This is a genomic window from Mycetocola tolaasinivorans (assembly GCF_003667565.1).
In the GTDB taxonomy this organism is placed as follows: Bacteria; Actinomycetota; Actinomycetes; order Actinomycetales; family Microbacteriaceae; genus Mycetocola; species Mycetocola tolaasinivorans.
This window is the reverse complement of record NZ_RCUX01000016.1, coordinates 1-14,378: the sequence shown is the minus strand read 5'-3', so window position 1 is coordinate 14,378 and position 14,378 is coordinate 1. Positions and strand designations below refer to the sequence as shown.

The window sequence follows — 14,378 nt, the reverse complement described above, 5'->3', positions numbered from 1 at the left end:
TGTGCGATCCGGGCCGTGGGGTGGGCCCGGATCGCACTGCTGAGTGAGAAATTAGGGTGGGGATTAGTTATCTTCGGACGCGTCCGCGTCGGCCTCGGTGAGGCGGGAAACCGCCACGATGAAGCGTCCAGCGTTGGCGAACTTGGCGGCGGCGATCGACTGGGCAAACTCGGGGCTCTCGTCGAGGACGGAACCCACCCAGTCGGTGCCCTCGGCCGCCGCGTGGGCGGAACCCTCGGGCAGTGCCACCAGACCGAACTCGGTCGCGAGGGTCTCCCCCGCGATGTCCACGAGCTCGGTGGCGTCGGTCACGGCCTCGGCATCCGCGGCATCCGCGAACACGAGGTCGAGACGGATCCGGTCGGACACCTCGAACCCGGCGGCCTTCCGGGTGTCCTGCACGGCGCGGATCACGTCGCGTGCCAGACCCTCGGCCTCAAGCTCCGGGGTGGTCACGGTGTTCAGCAGCACAAAACCGCCGCCGGAAAGCAGTGCCAGGGCGTTGTCGGCCGAACCGCCATCGCCCACCTCGAGGGTCAGCTCATACTCGTGCGGCTCGAGGGCGATGCCACCGGCGGTGACCACGTCACCGTCCTGGCTCCAGTCACCGGCGCGGGCCGCCTTGATCACGGTCTGCACCTCCTTGCCCAGGCGCGGACCGGCCGCGCGGGCGTTGACCGCGAGCTTCGAGGTGATGCCGTAGCTCGCGGCGCTGTCCTCGGCGAGCTCCACGAACTCGACCGACTTCACGTTGAGCTCATCGCGCAGGGTCGACTCAAAGGCGGCGAGACCCGCGGTGTCGGCGGCCACAACGGTGAGGGTTGCGAGCGGCAGACGCACGCGCAGACCGGCCTTCTTACGCAGCGCGAGGCTGGTCGAGGCGATCTGACGGATCTGGTCCATCGAGGCCACCAGGGCGTCATCGGCGGGCAGCTCATCGGCGCTCGGGTAGTCGGTCAGGTGCACCGAACGGCCACCGGTCAGACCCTTCCAGATCTGCTCGGTCACGAGCGGCAGGAACGGTGCGGCCACCCGGGTGAGGGTTTCGAGCACGGTGTAGAGGGTGTCAAACGCCTCGCTGCCGTTGCCCTCGGCGTCCACGCCCGCCCAGAAGCGGTCGCGCGAACGACGCACGTACCAGTTGGTGAGCACGTCGGCGAAGTCGCGCAGCGCGGCGGCGGCCAGCGGGGTGTCAAACTTCTCCAGGTGATCGGTGATCTCCTCGACCAGCTGACGGGTCTTCGCGAGGATGTAGCGGTCGAGCACGTCGGTGGAGTCGGTGCGGCGCTTCGCGTCGTAGCCACCCTCGGTCGCGAGGTTTGCGTACATCGAGAAGAAGTACCAGGAGTTCCACAGCGGCAGCAGCACGGCGCGCACGCCCTCGCGGATACCCTCCTCGGTCACCACGAGGTTTCCGCCGCGGATCACCGAGCTGGAGAGCAGGAACCAGCGCATCGCGTCGGAGCCATCGCGGTCAAAGACCTCGCTGACATCCGGGTAGTTGCGCAGCGACTTGCTCATCTTCTGGCCGTCGTTGCCCAGCACGATGCCGTGGCTGATGACGTTCTTATACGCCGGACGATCGAACAGTGCGGTCGAGAGCACGTGCAGCACGTAGAACCAGCCGCGGGTCTGACCGATGTACTCCACGATGAAGTCCGCGGGGTTGTGGCTGTCGAACCACTCCTGGTTCTCAAATGGGTAGTGCACCTGGGCGAAGGGCATCGAACCGGAGTCGAACCAGACATCCAGCACGTCGGTGATGCGGCGCATGGTGGACTGACCGGTGGGGTCGTCTGGGTTGGGGCGGGTCAGCTCATCGATGAAGGGGCGGTGGAGGTCGGTCGGGCGCACGCCGAAGTCGGCCTCGAGCTCATCCAGCGAACCGTAGACGTCGATGCGCGGGTACTCGGGGTTGTCGCTCTTCCACACCGGGATGGGCGAACCCCAGTAGCGGTTGCGGCTGATCGACCAGTCGCGGGCACCGGCCACCCACTTACCGAACTGACCGTCCTTGACGTTCTCCGGCACCCAGTTGATGTCCTGGTTCAGGTCGCCCATGCGGCCCTTGAACTCGGGAACCTTGATGAACCAGCTCGAAACGGCCTTGTAGATCAGCGGGTTGCGGCAGCGCCAGCAGTGCGGGTAGGAGTGCACGTAGCTCGCCTGACGCAGCAGACGACCCTTTTCCTTGAGCAGGGCGGTGAGGGGCTTGTTGGCCTCGAACCACAGCTCACCGGCGACGTCGGTGACCTCGGGGAGGAAGCGTCCGCCCTCATCCACCGAGAGCACAACGGGGATGCCCGCGGCCTGGCAGATGCGCTGGTCGTCCTCACCGTAGGCGGGGGCCTGGTGCACGATTCCGGTTCCATCGGTGGTGCTCACGTAGTCGTCGGCGAGGATCTGCCACGCGTTCGACATGTCGAGGTCTTCGACGTTCTGGTAGTAGCCAAACACCGGGGTGTAGCGCACGCCCACGAGCTCGGCACCGGGGATGGTGCGGGTGATCGCGGCGGTGGCCTCGGCGGCGTCGGCGTAGCCGAGGTCCTTCGCGTAGCTGCCCACGAGGTCGGCGGCCAGGAGGTACTGCGAGCCGGCGTCGCCACCGTCGTGCGCGCCGGCCTCACCGGCGGGCAGAACGGCGTAGGAGATGGCCGGGCCCACCACGAGGGCCACGTTGGTGGGGAGGGTCCAGGGGGTGGTCGTCCAGGCGAGGGCCTTGACGCCCACGAGGTCGAGCTCTGCGGCGCGGTCCCCGGCGAAGGGGAAGGTCACGGTGACGGTCTGGTCCTGACGGTCCTTGTAGACGTCGTCATCCATGCGCAGCTCGTGGTTGGACAGCGGGGTCTGGTCGCGCCAGCAGTAGGGCAGCACGCGGTAGCCCTCATAGGCGAGGCCCTTGGTGTGCAGCTGCTTGAAGGCCCAGATCACGCTCTCCATGAACGTGATGTCGAGGGTCTTGTAGTCGTTTTCGAAGTCCACCCAGCGGGCCTGACGGGTAACGTAGCGCTCCCACTCGCGGGTGTACTTCAGGACGCCCTCACGCGCGGCGTTGTTGAACGCGGCGAGACCCATCTCCTCGATCTGGCTCTTATCGGTGATGCCCAGCTCACGCTCGGCCTCAAGCTCGGCCGGCAGACCGTGGGTGTCCCAACCGAAGCGGCGGTGCACCTGCTTGCCGCGCATGGTCTGGAAGCGCGGGAAGAGGTCCTTGGCGTAGCCGGTCAGGAGGTGACCGTAGTGCGGGAGACCATTGGCGAAGGGCGGGCCGTCGTAGAAGGTCCACTCGGGGGCACCCTCGCGGTTGTCAATCGAGGCCTGGAACGTGCCGTCGGTGCGCCAAAACTCGAGGATCTGCTCCTCGATCTCGGGGAAGCGGGGCGAGGCCTGGACGCCAAAAGCGGCGCCGGGCTGAGGTTCCGGGGTCTTCGGATATGACATGTGGTCTCCTGGCAGTGAGATGTTCTCCTGCGAGGACGACGTGAGCCGCGGTACCACCTCGCTTATCCGCTGATCCCCGGGCAGGGGGCGGATCGCTTCGTTGGGCTGTGACGGGCCGGACCCGTTCGGTTCTACCCGCGGCCGGGGCCGCGCTCTTCCGAAAGCTCCCCGGTGATGGCCGGATCAAAGCTGGTACGCAAAAGTGTACCCGCATTTGCGGGGCGGGGCGAGCCGCGCGGGGCGCGTTCGGCGAACGCACGGTGAAGCCCGGGAGAATAGTCGACAACCACCGTTCACCGCCCCGTTGTCTCCCCCGCAGGAAGGGTCCGCGCATTTTCGCTCACTCCCCCGTTTTCGCCTCGATTCCGCTCGCCGATAACATCGATCGGCTGCTGGGCCGCGGGGCCCCGGTGTTGCTTGAACCCTGGATCCTGCTGGCCATCATCGCGGCGGCCGTCGTGCTCAGCGTGCCGCGGATCACCTGGCGGTGGTTCGGGATGTTCACCACGCTCGTGCACGAGCTCGGGCACGCGTTTTCCGCGGGCGTGCTCGGCCGCCGCGTGCGTGCGATCCGGGTGGGCGCAAACCACGGCGGATCAACGCTCAGTTCGGGCGGCGCGTTCAGCGCGGTGGTCTCCGGGTTTTTCGGCTATCCGGCCCCGGCGATCGTTGGTGCCGCGCTGATCCTCTCCACGACGGCCGGGTACACCCGGGCGGCCCTGGTCGGTGGCGCGGTACTCGTGATCCTGTCGCTGATCTTCCTGCGCGGATGGGGCGCGATCCTCATCGCGCTGGCCTCCGTCGCGGGAAGCGCCGCGCTGTGGCTCTACGCCGACGCCGTGCTGCAAACCTACGCGCTCATCACCGTGGGCCTCGCGCTGCTCGTCGGTTCGATCCGCGGCCTCGGCAACGTCTTTGCCGCCCACGGCCGAAAGCACCGCAACCTTGCGTCCTCGGACGCCTACATCCTCGCGCGGCAGACCCACATTCCGTCGCCGGTCTGGCTGCTCGGCTTCACCGCAGCGATCGCCGCGTGCGTGTGGGCGAGCACCCTAGCACTGATGGGGGCGGTTTCGGCGGGCTAGTGACCCTCGTCGCCGTCCTCGTCGTGGTCGTGATCCGGATCCTCGGGGTCGCCGCAGGCATGACCCACCATGCGGAATCCGTGGAGGGCAGCGCTGGTCTCGGTGAGGCCAAACACGTTGATGCGGGTGATCGTGTACTCGGCTTCGGATCCGAAGGGATACGACCGGAAGATCTGACCCGGCTCGCCGGGGATGGTGCAGCTGCCCTGATCGGTGTCGCCGCCCGCGAAGGTGTCTTCCTTCCAGCCGAGCTGGTCACGCACCCAGGCCGCATCCTGACCGAGGGCGGTCTCCACGCGCAGACGCTTCTCCTCCGGAACCTCGATTTCGAGGCACTTCTGCCCACCGGTTTCGCCACTGTCGGTGCACGCGAGACGGTTGGTTGCCATGCACTCGGTGCCGCCGGCGGGCACCTGGCAGGAGCCCAGCACAAACGTCTCGTCGACGTGGGCGTTATTGAGGGTGGTTACGCGCAGCGTGGCGGTACTACCGATGCCCTGACTCAGGGCAAACAGTGTGCCGCCGGCCACCAGAATGAGCGCGAACAGAATACCGAGCGTGACGATCAGCCCACGCTTACGCCGCCGGGGCGGCTCGATGGGTTCAAAAACGGGTGCGGGCCAGGGCTCGGTCATGAGGGGTCTCCGGGGGTGTCGGTAAAACCGGCAAGAGCGGGGGCCAGGGCGGCGGCGACGTAGGCCTGCAGGGGGTCCCGGCGTACGCCCGCGGTGATCCAGGCGGCGACGCCGGCGGCGATGGCACCCACGGCGACGGAACCGATCGTGCGGGCGATGAACTCCGAAAACTCCGCACGCACAAAGCTCGCGATCGCCTCGGACAGCGCCAGGAGCCGGGCGGGGGCGGAGGCCTCGAGATCGGCACGGGTGCCCATCAGCTCGGCCTGGCTGAAGGCCCACGGAACGCGGGATGCCGGATGCTCGGCGGCCACCGCGAGAATGAGCGCACGGAGGCGTTCCAGCGCGGTTCCCGACGGGGTGCCCACGGAGGCCTCGCCAGAGGTAGCGAGGGCACCAACGAGCGCGGCAATCGAGTGATCCAGATCGATCCAGAGGAGGTCGGCCTTCGCGCCAAAGTAGTTAAAGAAGGTGTTGCGGCTCACACCCGCACGCTGGGTGATCTGCTCGATTGAGGTGGCGGGATAGCCCTGCTCGAGGAACAGCTCTGCCGCCGCATCCTCCAGCATTTGCCGGGAAGAACGGCGTGGACGGCCCACGCGGGCGGCGGGCGAGGCTTCGGTCACCGGGGTCCTCTCAATCGGAATGCCCCCAGCATATCCGGGGCCACGTCGACACCCGTCGACACACGTTTGGAATCGCGCGCGTGTCGGGCTAGGCTGGGTTCTTGCACCCGGTCCAAAAACCTTGAGCCGGCTAGGAAGGTCTTCGTGAACACCCACCGTCGTTTCCCCCGAATCGCCGTGCCCGCGGCACTGCTCCTGGGCTCCGCGCTCGCCCTCAGCGCCTGCGCGGCCACCACCCCGGGCACCTCCACGGCCCCCACCAACGACACCCTTGTATATGCGAGCGGCGATGCTGAACCCACCTGCCTCGACCCGCACGTGGGCGGAAATTACCCGCAGTCGCTCCTCGCCAGCCAGTTCCTCGAGCAGCTCGTCAGCCAGGACAAGAACGGCGACATCAAGCCCTGGCTCGCGAAGGCCTGGACCACCTCGCCGGATGGCCTCACCTGGACCTTCACGGTTGCCGACAACGTCAAGTTCAGCGACGGCACCCCGCTCGACGCGGCCGCCGTGGTGCGCAACATCGAACACGTGAAGGACCCCGAAACCAAGTCCTCCACCGGATACCTGGCCCTCGCCAAAGTGGAAAAAGCCACCGCGACCGACACCAACACGGTCACCCTGAACCTCAGCCAGCCGGACAGCGCGCTGCTGGAATCGCTCAGCCAGCCGTGGCTCGCGATCGAATCCCCCGCCGGGCTCGCCCGCAGCCAGGACGAAAACTGCCAGGCCCCCATCGGCACCGGCGCGTTTGTGGTCGACTCCTGGAAGCGGCAGGACAGCGTGCAGCTGAGCCGCAACCCGCACTACACCACCGGCAACGGTGAGGCGGCGCTGGCAAAGATCAGCTGGCGCTTCATCCCCGACTCCGCTACCCGCATCGCCGCCCTCCGCTCGGGCGACGTCCAAATCATCGACAACGCCCAGCCGGACACCATCGCCTCGAGCGCCGCCTCGGACGACATCAAGCACCTCGACGCCCCGCGCCCCGGCTCGGTCAACCGCATCGAGTTCAACTCCTCCCGCGGCCCGCTCGCCGATGAGCGCGTGCGCGAGGCACTCGTGCGCGGCGTCGATGTCAACGCCGGCATCAAGACCCTATTCTTTGGCACCGCGACGCGCTCCTACTCGCCGCTGTCGAGCGTCGAAAAGCTCGGCTACTCCGAGCCGAAGCTGTTTGACACCGATGTGGCGGCCGCCAAAAAGCTGCTCGATGACGCGGGCTGGGTTCCCGGCACCGACGGCATCCGCGAAAAAGACGGCCAGAAGCTGACCCTCGCCTTCCCGGTGAGCACAAACCAGTCGATCCCGGCCGAGCAGTCGCTGTTTGAGCAGATCCAGCAGCAGGCGAAGGGGCTGGGCATCGCGATCACCATCACGCCGCTTGACCTCTCCTCCTGGTACGAGGCCCTCGGCAAGAACGAGTACGACCTGGTGAGCGCTCCCTACACCAAGGTCGGGCCGGATGTGCTGCGCATTCTCTACCACTCCGCCGGCATCACCCCCGCGCCGAGTGGCTACTTCGCCAACCACGCGCAGGTCAACCTGCCCGCGCTCGATGACCTCCTGACCCGTGCCGCCGAGACCGGCGACCAGACCGAGCGCGCGAGCCTCTACGAGCAGGCGCAGAAAACCATTCTCGAGGGCTACTACATCCTGCCGCTGTACGACCAGCAGAACCACTTCCTGTACTCGGGCAAGCTGAAGGGTGTCGGCGAGGTCAACTCGGTCGGCAACCCGCTGCTGCGCGGGGTTTCGTTTGCCGGATAGCTCCACCCGGCCACGCGCCGAATCGCCCGCCCGCACCGCCCTGGTGTGGGCGGGCGCTCGTCGTGTCGCCCTCCGTATCGGCGGTGCGATCCTCGTGCTCTGGGCCGCAGCCACGGTCACGTTTTTCGCCGTGCGGCTGATTCCCGGTGACCCCGCGCAGGCCTTTCTGGGCGGGCCCGGATCGCAGGCGTCGGCCGAGGCGCTCGCCCGGGTGCGCGCCGAGAACGGCTTCGATCTGCCGCTCTGGCAGCAGTACCTGGGCTACCTCGGTCGGCTGCTGCGCGGAGATCTCGGCACCTCCTACTCGCTGCACGCTCCGGTGGCCGACGTCGTGGGCGAACAGCTCCTGGGCACGCTCGAGCTCGCCCTGTGGTCGCTCGTGATCGCCTGGATTATCGCCCTCGGTCTCGCCCTGTGGTCGGTGGCCGGGGGCCGGGTCGCCGCCCACGTCGCCGCGGGAATCGAAATGACCGCCGCGGTGCTCCCCCACTTCTGGCTGGGCAGCGTGCTCATTCTGCTGTTTGCCACCGGTCTGGGCTGGTTCCCGGCCATCGCGACCCCGGATGCCCGCGGCATCATCCTGCCCGCGCTGACCCTGGCAATCCCGCTGGCCGGGTTCCTCGCACAGCTGCTGCGCGAGGCACTGCAGGAGGCCGCCGCGCAGCCGTTCGTGCTCACCGCCCGCGCACGTGGGGAGTCTCGAGTCGGGGTCTTTGCGCGGCACACGTTGCGGCATGCCGCGGGCCCGGCAATCGGGCTCACCGGCTGGGCGTTCGGCTCCCTGATGAGCGGTGCCGTGGTGGTCGAGACGATCTTTGCCCGACCGGGACTGGGCCGCACCCTGGTGTCGGCCGTGCAGGTGCGCGATGTGCCGCTCGTGATCGGGCTCACCCTCGTCGCGGCGGCCGCCTATCTCGTGGTGAGCGTGCTGTCTGACCTCGCCGAGCGCGCGCTGAATCCCGCGCTGCGGGTTTCGCGGGACGCCCTCGTCGAGCGCGCCCTGGAGGCTGAGACACCCGCGGCTCCCGGCACGTTCTCGACGCCCGGAGCGTTCGGGACGTCCGGAACATCCGAGCCGTCTGGAATATTCGAGCAGCCCGAGACCTCCGGAACGGAGCCCCGCGCATGAGTTCCCTCCGCCGCAGCGCACGCCATATCCCCCAGGCTCTCGCCGCCCTCGTTCTCCTGCTGCTCGTCATCGCGGCCGTTTTCCCCGGGCTGTTTGCGCCCGGCGACCCGCTGGCGATCAACCCGGCCGATGGCTTCCAGCCGCCGAACACCACGCATCCCTTTGGCACCGATGGCTCGGGCCGCGACCTCTATACCCGCGTAATTCACGGCACCGGCCCGTCGCTGCTGATCGGTCTCGGCGCCACCGCGCTGGGCATCGGGCTCGCCACCGTCCTCGGCTTCGTGGCCGGTCTCGGCCCACGCTGGCTCGATTTCGGCACCTCGCGAGTGATCGAGGTAATGCTCGCATTCCCGGGCCTCGTGCTCGCGCTGCTGGTCATGGTCATTTCGGGGCCCGGAGCGTTTGGCGCAACGGTTGCCGTGGGCCTCGCGACTGCCCCCGGCTATGCCCGGATTATCCGCGGGCGGGTGCGGGAGATCGCCGGATCCGGATTCGTGGAGGCGGCGCGCGTGCAGGGGCGCGGGCGTATGCGCATCCTGACGCGGCACATCCTGCCCGGCACCGCCCGTTCGCTCGCCTCGCTGGCCACCCTGGGGCTGGGACAGGCGATCGTCTGGGTGTGTGCGCTGAGCTTCCTCGGGCTCGGCGTCGCGCCGCCCGCAGCGGAATGGGGCGCGCTGCTCAATGACGGCCGCCAGTTCATCGCGACCTTCTGGTGGCTTACCTTCTTCCCCGGCCTGTTCATCGTGCTGACCGCCGTATCCGCCACGGTGCTTGGCCGCGGCCTCGCAAAAACCACTCGGAGCGTTTCATGACTCGGCCCCTCCTCGACATCCGCGGCCTGCGCGTGCGCTTCGGCGACGCGGTCGCGGTGGACGGCATCGATCTGCGGATCGCGCCCGGCGAGTGCGTGGCCCTCGTGGGCGAATCCGGTTCGGGTAAGAGCGTGAGCGCGCGGGCCGTGCTCGGGCTCGCCGGCCCGGGTGCTCGCGTGAGCGCCGACGCGCTGCGCGTGGTCGATACCGACGTGCTGCGCCTCGGCGAGCGCGGACTGCGTGCGCTGCGCGGCGGACGCGTGGGCCTCATTCCCCAGGACGCCCTGGCAGCTCTGGATCCCCTGCACACGATCGGGCGGGAGATCGACCGCACGCTCCAGCTGCACACAAAACTCGGGGCCATCGCTCGGCACGAACGCGCGCTAGAGCTGCTGCGGGAGGTGGGCATTCCGAATCCGGAGGAGCGCATCCGGCAGCGTCCCGGCCAGCTATCCGGCGGGCTGCGGCAGCGCGCGCTGATCGCGAGCGTGCTCGCCGGAAACCCCGCGCTCCTCATCGCCGATGAGCCAACCACCGCGCTCGATGCCCGCGTGCGCCGCGGCATCCTCACCCTGCTCGCGGAGCTCCGTGATCGCGGCACCGGGCTCCTCCTCGTCAGTCACGATCTCGACGCCGTCCGCGGAATCGCCGATACCGTGGCGGTGATGTCCGGCGGGCGCATCGTCGAGAGCGGCCCGGCCGCCGATGTGCTCGGCAATCCCGCCGAGGAGTACACTCGTACCCTGCTCGCGGCCTCGCCGGTGGGGGTTCCCCGACACACTCCGCTGCTGAGCGCCTCTCCGGTGGGGGTTCCACGACACACTCCGCTGTTGAGCGCCTCGGCGAGAACGACCCCGCTCACGACCGAGCGACACACTTCGGCGCTCACTGGCACCGCAGGTACCGAGGAGTCTCCCGCGCCCATTCTGGTGGCCCGCGACCTCACCAAAACCTTCTCGTCGCGCGGGTTCAGCGTCCCCGCGGTACGGCAGGCCTCGCTCGCCCTCTTCCCCGGGCAAACGCTCGGCCTGATCGGCGAGTCCGGCTCGGGCAAGAGCACGCTCGCACGGCTGATCCTGGGGCTGGAATCGCCCGACTCCGGCACGGTGGATCTGCAGGGCTCGCGCTGGGTTCCGGCGCCCGAATCCACGCGTCGCCCGAACCGCCACCGGCTGGCCGCGATCTTCCAGGATCCGCTGTCGACCTTTGATCCACGACTCAGCGCCGCGCAGATTCTGGCCGAGGCCCACTCGGGCGGGCGCAGTATTCACGCCGCGGCATTTGCGTCCGAGATCTCGGCGTCTCTCGACGCCGTGGGTCTCCCGCAGAGCGTGCGTTCCCGCCGTCCGCTAGAACTCTCCGGCGGCCAGCGTCAGCGTCTCTCGATCGCCCGCGCGCTCGCGCAGAATCCGGATATCCTGGTGTGCGATGAGCCCGTGTCCGCGCTGGATCTCACCGTCCAGGCGCGCGTCCTCGATTTGCTCGATGGCCTTCAGCGTGAGCGCAGGCTCTCACTCCTCTTCATCTCGCACGACCTCGACGTCATCCGTCACGTCTCCGACACCGTCGCGGTGATGCGCGATGGTGTGATCCGCGAGGCCGGTCCCACCGAACGGGTGTTCGACAGCCCGGAGGACGAGTACACGCGAGCGCTGCTCGCGGACACCGCGGCGCGCGGCTAGCGCGCCCTACTCCCCGACCACGCCGTCCAGCGCCTCACGAATGATGTCCGCATGGCCGTTGTGCCGTGCGGTCTCCTCGATCAGGTGTGCGATGATGCCACGCAGATTCCAGTGCGTGCCGTGCTGATCCGGAACCTCGGCGAGCGCGCTCAGATCCGCAGAGCAGAGCAAATCGCGTGAGCGCTCGATCGCGGCGAGGTAGTCTCCGCGGAGGCGCTCCGCGGTGAAGCCCGCCGCCGAGGTGAGTTCCCAGTCGGGGTCATCGCTCCAGGGTGCGCTGGCCCAGGGTTCGGGCACCCTCAGCCCGCGAAAGCGCCGGATGAACCAGATGTCCTCCACGAAGGTGAGATGGCGCAGCAACCCACCGAGTGTGAGGGTGGACACCGTGGAGGCCGTGCCCAGCTGGGCCGCGCTCAACCCAGCGGTCTTGTCGAGAATGGTGGCTCGGTGAAAGTCCAGCAGGCTCACCAGAATCTCGCGCTCATCGCCGGTCGGGTGGGGGTCTTCTCGCTGCATATTTCAATGCTAACAATCCCGCTTGACACCAAAAACTAATAGCATTAGTTTTAAGTCATCGAAAGGATTTGAGATGACCACCAACAGCATCACGTACCTCACCCGCCCCGAGGGCCGCGTCGCCTATGAGCGCACCGGCGAGGGCCCCCTCATCGTCTGCATTCCCGGAATGGGCGATCTCCGCACGTCCTACCGCCACACGACCCCCGCACTGGTCGCCGCCGGGTTCTCGGTCATCACGATGGACCTCCGTGGCCACGGAGAGAGCGACAAAACCTTCAGCGAGTACGGGGATGCCGCGACGTCCACCGACATCGTCGCCCTGCTCTCCGACCTGAACGAGGATGCCATCCTGGTGGGCAACTCGATGGCCGCCGGTGCCGCCGTCTTGGCCGCCCGCGCCTCCACTCACGTGCGCGGCAACGTGCTGGTGGGGCCGTTTGTGCGCAATCCGAAGGGCAACCTCGGTTGGATTCTCAACATCCTGCTGCAGCCACTCTGGGGCCGGGCCGTCTGGATGGGCTACCTCCCGAACCTCTACGCCGGCACCACCCCGGCCGATCAGGCCGCCTACCTCGCGAGCGTGCGTGCCGCACTGCGCCCGAGCGACGCATTCCGGGCGTTCCGAATGACCACCCGCGCCGATCACGCACCCGCCGAAGCCGCGCTGAACACCGCTACTCCTACACTGGTGGTCATGGGCGAAAAGGATCCTGACTTCAAAAACGCACGCGCCGAAGCCGAGTGGATCGCCGCGCAGACCGGCGGCCGCGCCCTCATCGTGCCCGAGGCCGGGCACTACCCGCAGTCTCAGCGCCCCGAAATCGTGGCCCCCGCGATCATCGAGTTTGCGCGGGCGCAGCGTGGCTAGGGCGGGCCTGACCCCCGACCGCGTGCGCGACGCCGCGATCGAACTGGTGCGGAGCGTGGGCTTCGAGGAGCTCTCGCTCGGCACCCTGGCCCGGGAGCTCGGCGTGCGGGTCCCGAGCCTCTACAACCACGTCGATAACCTCGACACCCTGCGCGCCGCGGTCTCCGCCTCGGCCACCAATACGCTGGATGAGGCGCTCGCTCCGGCACAAACCCTCGAGGAGATCGCGCACGCCTACCTCGCGTTCGCCCGCGCCGAACCGGGCCTGTATCGCGCGTCCCTGCGCGCTCCGAGCGTCGACAACATCGCGCACGAGGCCGCGGCGCTGCGCGTGCTGGAGCGCATCGAGTCGGCCCTGGCGGAGTTTCCCCTGAGCGTGGATGCCCGCATCGACGCGATCCGCGGACTACGCGCCCTCCTGCACGGTTTCGTTGAGCTCACCCTCGCGGGGGCGTTCGAGATGGAGCGACCCGTTGAGGCCTCCTTCGACGGAATGCTACAGAACTTTCGACTCGGACTTGAACGCGCAAAACCGATCACATAAATCGGGACGTCACCGACCCGACCGCAACACTTGGTCACACGACATCATCTAGCGACACAGCGAATTGACGGCACCGTTTCCACACGGTTGTATGGCTCTACTGACCCGTTCAGGCGGCGTCCAGATTCACGCTCGTTCAACCGTTTGAGGTCACCATGTCACGCTCGCACTCGCTGCCCACGCCGCCGACGCGACGCGTGGTGCGTGCCACGGCACCCTCCGGTTTCTCAGGCTCGCTGATCACCCCCGCCCGCCAGTGTGACGGCGTCGTGCGTACCGGGTGTGACGCGATCATCCCGCGGTTCTGGTAACCGCGGGCTCGTGTCCGGTCGGTGTCTGGTTGGGGATCCCGACACCGATCGGACACCCATTCGTTCCGGACCACCCCGCACGACACTCGCATGCCCGCGTGGACAGCACCGTATGCCTGCTCTCGGCTAAACTGATCGTTAGTCACCCATTAGGCACGTACACACCGTGCCGCCCATAACGAAACCGGAGCATGCGATGAGCACCCCCGTCCCCGACAAGCCCGCCCTCGAAGGCCTCGAAGCCAAGTGGGGCTCGGTCTGGGAAAACGCCGGCACCTACCGCTTCAACCGTGCCGCCGCCCTCGAGGCCGGTCACGACTGCGTGTACTCGATCGACACCCCGCCGCCCACCGCCTCCGGTTCGCTGCACATCGGTCACGTCTTCAGCTACACCCACACCGACGTGGTCGCCCGCTTCCAGCGGATGAACGGCAAGCAGGTCTTCTACCCGATGGGTTGGGATGACAACGGTCTGCCCACCGAGCGTCGCGTACAGAACTACTATGGCGTGCGCTGCGACCCGACCCTGCCCTACGTGGCCGACTTTGTGCCGCCGCACGAGGGTGGCGACGGCAAGTCGAGCAAGGCCGCCGATCAGCTGCCCATCTCGCGCCGCAACTTCATCGAGCTGTGCGAGAAGCTGACCGTCGAGGACGAGAAGCAATTCGAGTCGCTGTGGCGCGACCTCGGCCTCTCGGTCGACTGGGACCAGAGCTACCGCACCATCTCCCCCGAGGCGATCCGCACCAGCCAGCTGGCGTTCCTGCGCAACCTCGAGCGTGGCGAGGCCTACCAGGCCCTCGCCCCCACCCTGTGGGACGTCACCTTCCGCACCGCCGTGGCCCAGGCCGAGCTGGAGGACAAGGACCAGCCCGGTGCCTACCACCGCCTGTCCTTCGCCAAGGCCGATGGCGGCACCATCGAGATCGAGACCACCCGTCCCGAGCTGC

13 protein-coding genes are annotated in these 14,378 nt (G+C 67.9%); 9 read left to right on the top strand and 4 right to left on the bottom strand.

Annotation, left to right across the window (positions count from 1 at the left end; genetic code table 11):
- Nucleotides 1–63 precede the first annotated feature (63 nt).
- Nucleotides 64–3,441, bottom strand: coding sequence for an isoleucine--tRNA ligase (gene ileS, locus D9V32_RS15020; RefSeq protein ID WP_121649732.1), 3,378 nt, complete (start codon nt 3,439–3,441; stop codon nt 64–66).
- Nucleotides 3,442–3,851: 410 nt separating this feature from the next.
- Here ileS and D9V32_RS15015 point away from each other — a divergent pair, with 410 nt between their 5' ends.
- Nucleotides 3,852–4,526 carry a M50 family metallopeptidase gene (locus D9V32_RS15015; RefSeq protein ID WP_245982361.1) on the top strand — a complete coding sequence of 225 codons (675 nt, stop codon included), beginning with the start codon at nt 3,852–3,854 and terminating at the stop codon, nt 4,524–4,526.
- Here D9V32_RS15015 and D9V32_RS15010 read toward each other — a convergent pair.
- Together D9V32_RS15010 and D9V32_RS15005 are read right to left on the bottom strand one after the other, a co-directional pair.
- Nucleotides 4,523–5,161, bottom strand: coding sequence for a hypothetical protein (locus tag D9V32_RS15010; RefSeq protein WP_121649731.1), 639 nt, complete (start codon nt 5,159–5,161; stop codon nt 4,523–4,525). The two genes, D9V32_RS15015 and D9V32_RS15010, sit on opposite strands and share 4 nt — an antisense overlap.
- A complete protein-coding gene (locus tag D9V32_RS15005; protein ID WP_183086348.1) occupies nt 5,158–5,787 on the bottom strand; it encodes a TetR/AcrR family transcriptional regulator in 630 nt (209 codons plus the stop codon). Before D9V32_RS15005 ends, D9V32_RS15010 begins: the two co-directional genes overlap by 4 nt.
- A gap of 144 nt (nt 5,788–5,931) precedes the next feature.
- Between D9V32_RS15005 and D9V32_RS15000 the strand changes: the two genes are divergently transcribed.
- From D9V32_RS15000 to D9V32_RS14985, 4 genes are read left to right on the top strand one after another with little or no spacing between them, the layout of a single operon-like run.
- Nucleotides 5,932–7,557: an ABC transporter substrate-binding protein gene (locus tag D9V32_RS15000; RefSeq protein WP_245982360.1), complete on the top strand. Its 1,626-nt coding sequence runs from the start codon at nt 5,932–5,934 to the stop codon at nt 7,555–7,557.
- Entirely contained in the window at nt 7,547–8,686 is a 1,140-nt protein-coding gene (locus D9V32_RS14995; RefSeq protein ID WP_245982359.1) for an ABC transporter permease, read from the top strand. Before D9V32_RS15000 ends, D9V32_RS14995 begins: the two co-directional genes overlap by 11 nt.
- The gene (locus tag D9V32_RS14990) at nt 8,683–9,504 is read left to right on the top strand and encodes an ABC transporter permease (protein ID WP_121649728.1); all 822 of its coding nucleotides are present in this window, start codon (nt 8,683–8,685) and stop codon (nt 9,502–9,504) included. Before D9V32_RS14995 ends, D9V32_RS14990 begins: the two co-directional genes overlap by 4 nt.
- Nucleotides 9,501–11,186 (top strand): ATP-binding cassette domain-containing protein, encoded by a 1,686-nt coding sequence (locus tag D9V32_RS14985; protein WP_121649727.1) that lies wholly within the window; start codon nt 9,501–9,503, stop codon nt 11,184–11,186. Before D9V32_RS14990 ends, D9V32_RS14985 begins: the two co-directional genes overlap by 4 nt.
- A gap of 6 nt (nt 11,187–11,192) precedes the next feature.
- On the opposite strand, the gene D9V32_RS14980 is transcribed toward D9V32_RS14985, so the two are convergent.
- Nucleotides 11,193–11,702, bottom strand: a complete 510-nt coding sequence (locus D9V32_RS14980) for a DinB family protein (RefSeq protein WP_121649726.1) — start codon at nt 11,700–11,702, stop codon at nt 11,193–11,195.
- A gap of 73 nt (nt 11,703–11,775) precedes the next feature.
- On the opposite strand from D9V32_RS14980, the gene D9V32_RS14975 reads away from it, so the two are divergent.
- From D9V32_RS14975 to D9V32_RS14965, 4 genes are all read left to right on the top strand, one after another.
- Nucleotides 11,776–12,573 (top strand): alpha/beta fold hydrolase, encoded by a 798-nt coding sequence (locus D9V32_RS14975; RefSeq protein WP_121649725.1) that lies wholly within the window; start codon nt 11,776–11,778, stop codon nt 12,571–12,573.
- Nucleotides 12,566–13,117, top strand: coding sequence for a TetR/AcrR family transcriptional regulator (locus D9V32_RS14970; protein WP_183086347.1), 552 nt, complete (start codon nt 12,566–12,568; stop codon nt 13,115–13,117). The genes D9V32_RS14975 and D9V32_RS14970 overlap by 8 nt, the downstream gene beginning before the upstream one ends.
- A gap of 155 nt (nt 13,118–13,272) precedes the next feature.
- Nucleotides 13,273–13,428: a hypothetical protein gene (locus D9V32_RS16300; protein WP_183086346.1), complete on the top strand. Its 156-nt coding sequence runs from the start codon at nt 13,273–13,275 to the stop codon at nt 13,426–13,428.
- 196 nt (nt 13,429–13,624) lie between these two features.
- Nucleotides 13,625–14,378 (top strand): class I tRNA ligase family protein (locus D9V32_RS14965; protein WP_147440502.1); only part of this gene is annotated, 754 nt, incomplete at its 3' end.

Bases quoted from the DNA above. Each gene is read 5' to 3' on its own strand.
- D9V32_RS16300 (WP_183086346.1), top strand. From the start codon at position 13,273: ATGTCACGCTCGCACTCGCTGCCCACGCCGCCGACGCGACGCGTGGTG.
- D9V32_RS14980 (WP_121649726.1), bottom strand. From the start codon at position 11,702: ATGCAGCGAGAAGACCCCCACCCGACCGGCGATGAGCGCGAGATTCTG.
- D9V32_RS14975 (WP_121649725.1), top strand. From the start codon at position 11,776: ATGACCACCAACAGCATCACGTACCTCACCCGCCCCGAGGGCCGCGTC.
- ileS (WP_121649732.1), bottom strand. From the start codon at position 3,441: ATGTCATATCCGAAGACCCCGGAACCTCAGCCCGGCGCCGCTTTTGGC.
- D9V32_RS14985 (WP_121649727.1), top strand. From the start codon at position 9,501: ATGACTCGGCCCCTCCTCGACATCCGCGGCCTGCGCGTGCGCTTCGGC.
- D9V32_RS14990 (WP_121649728.1), top strand. From the start codon at position 8,683: ATGAGTTCCCTCCGCCGCAGCGCACGCCATATCCCCCAGGCTCTCGCC.
- D9V32_RS15010 (WP_121649731.1), bottom strand. From the start codon at position 5,161: ATGACCGAGCCCTGGCCCGCACCCGTTTTTGAACCCATCGAGCCGCCC.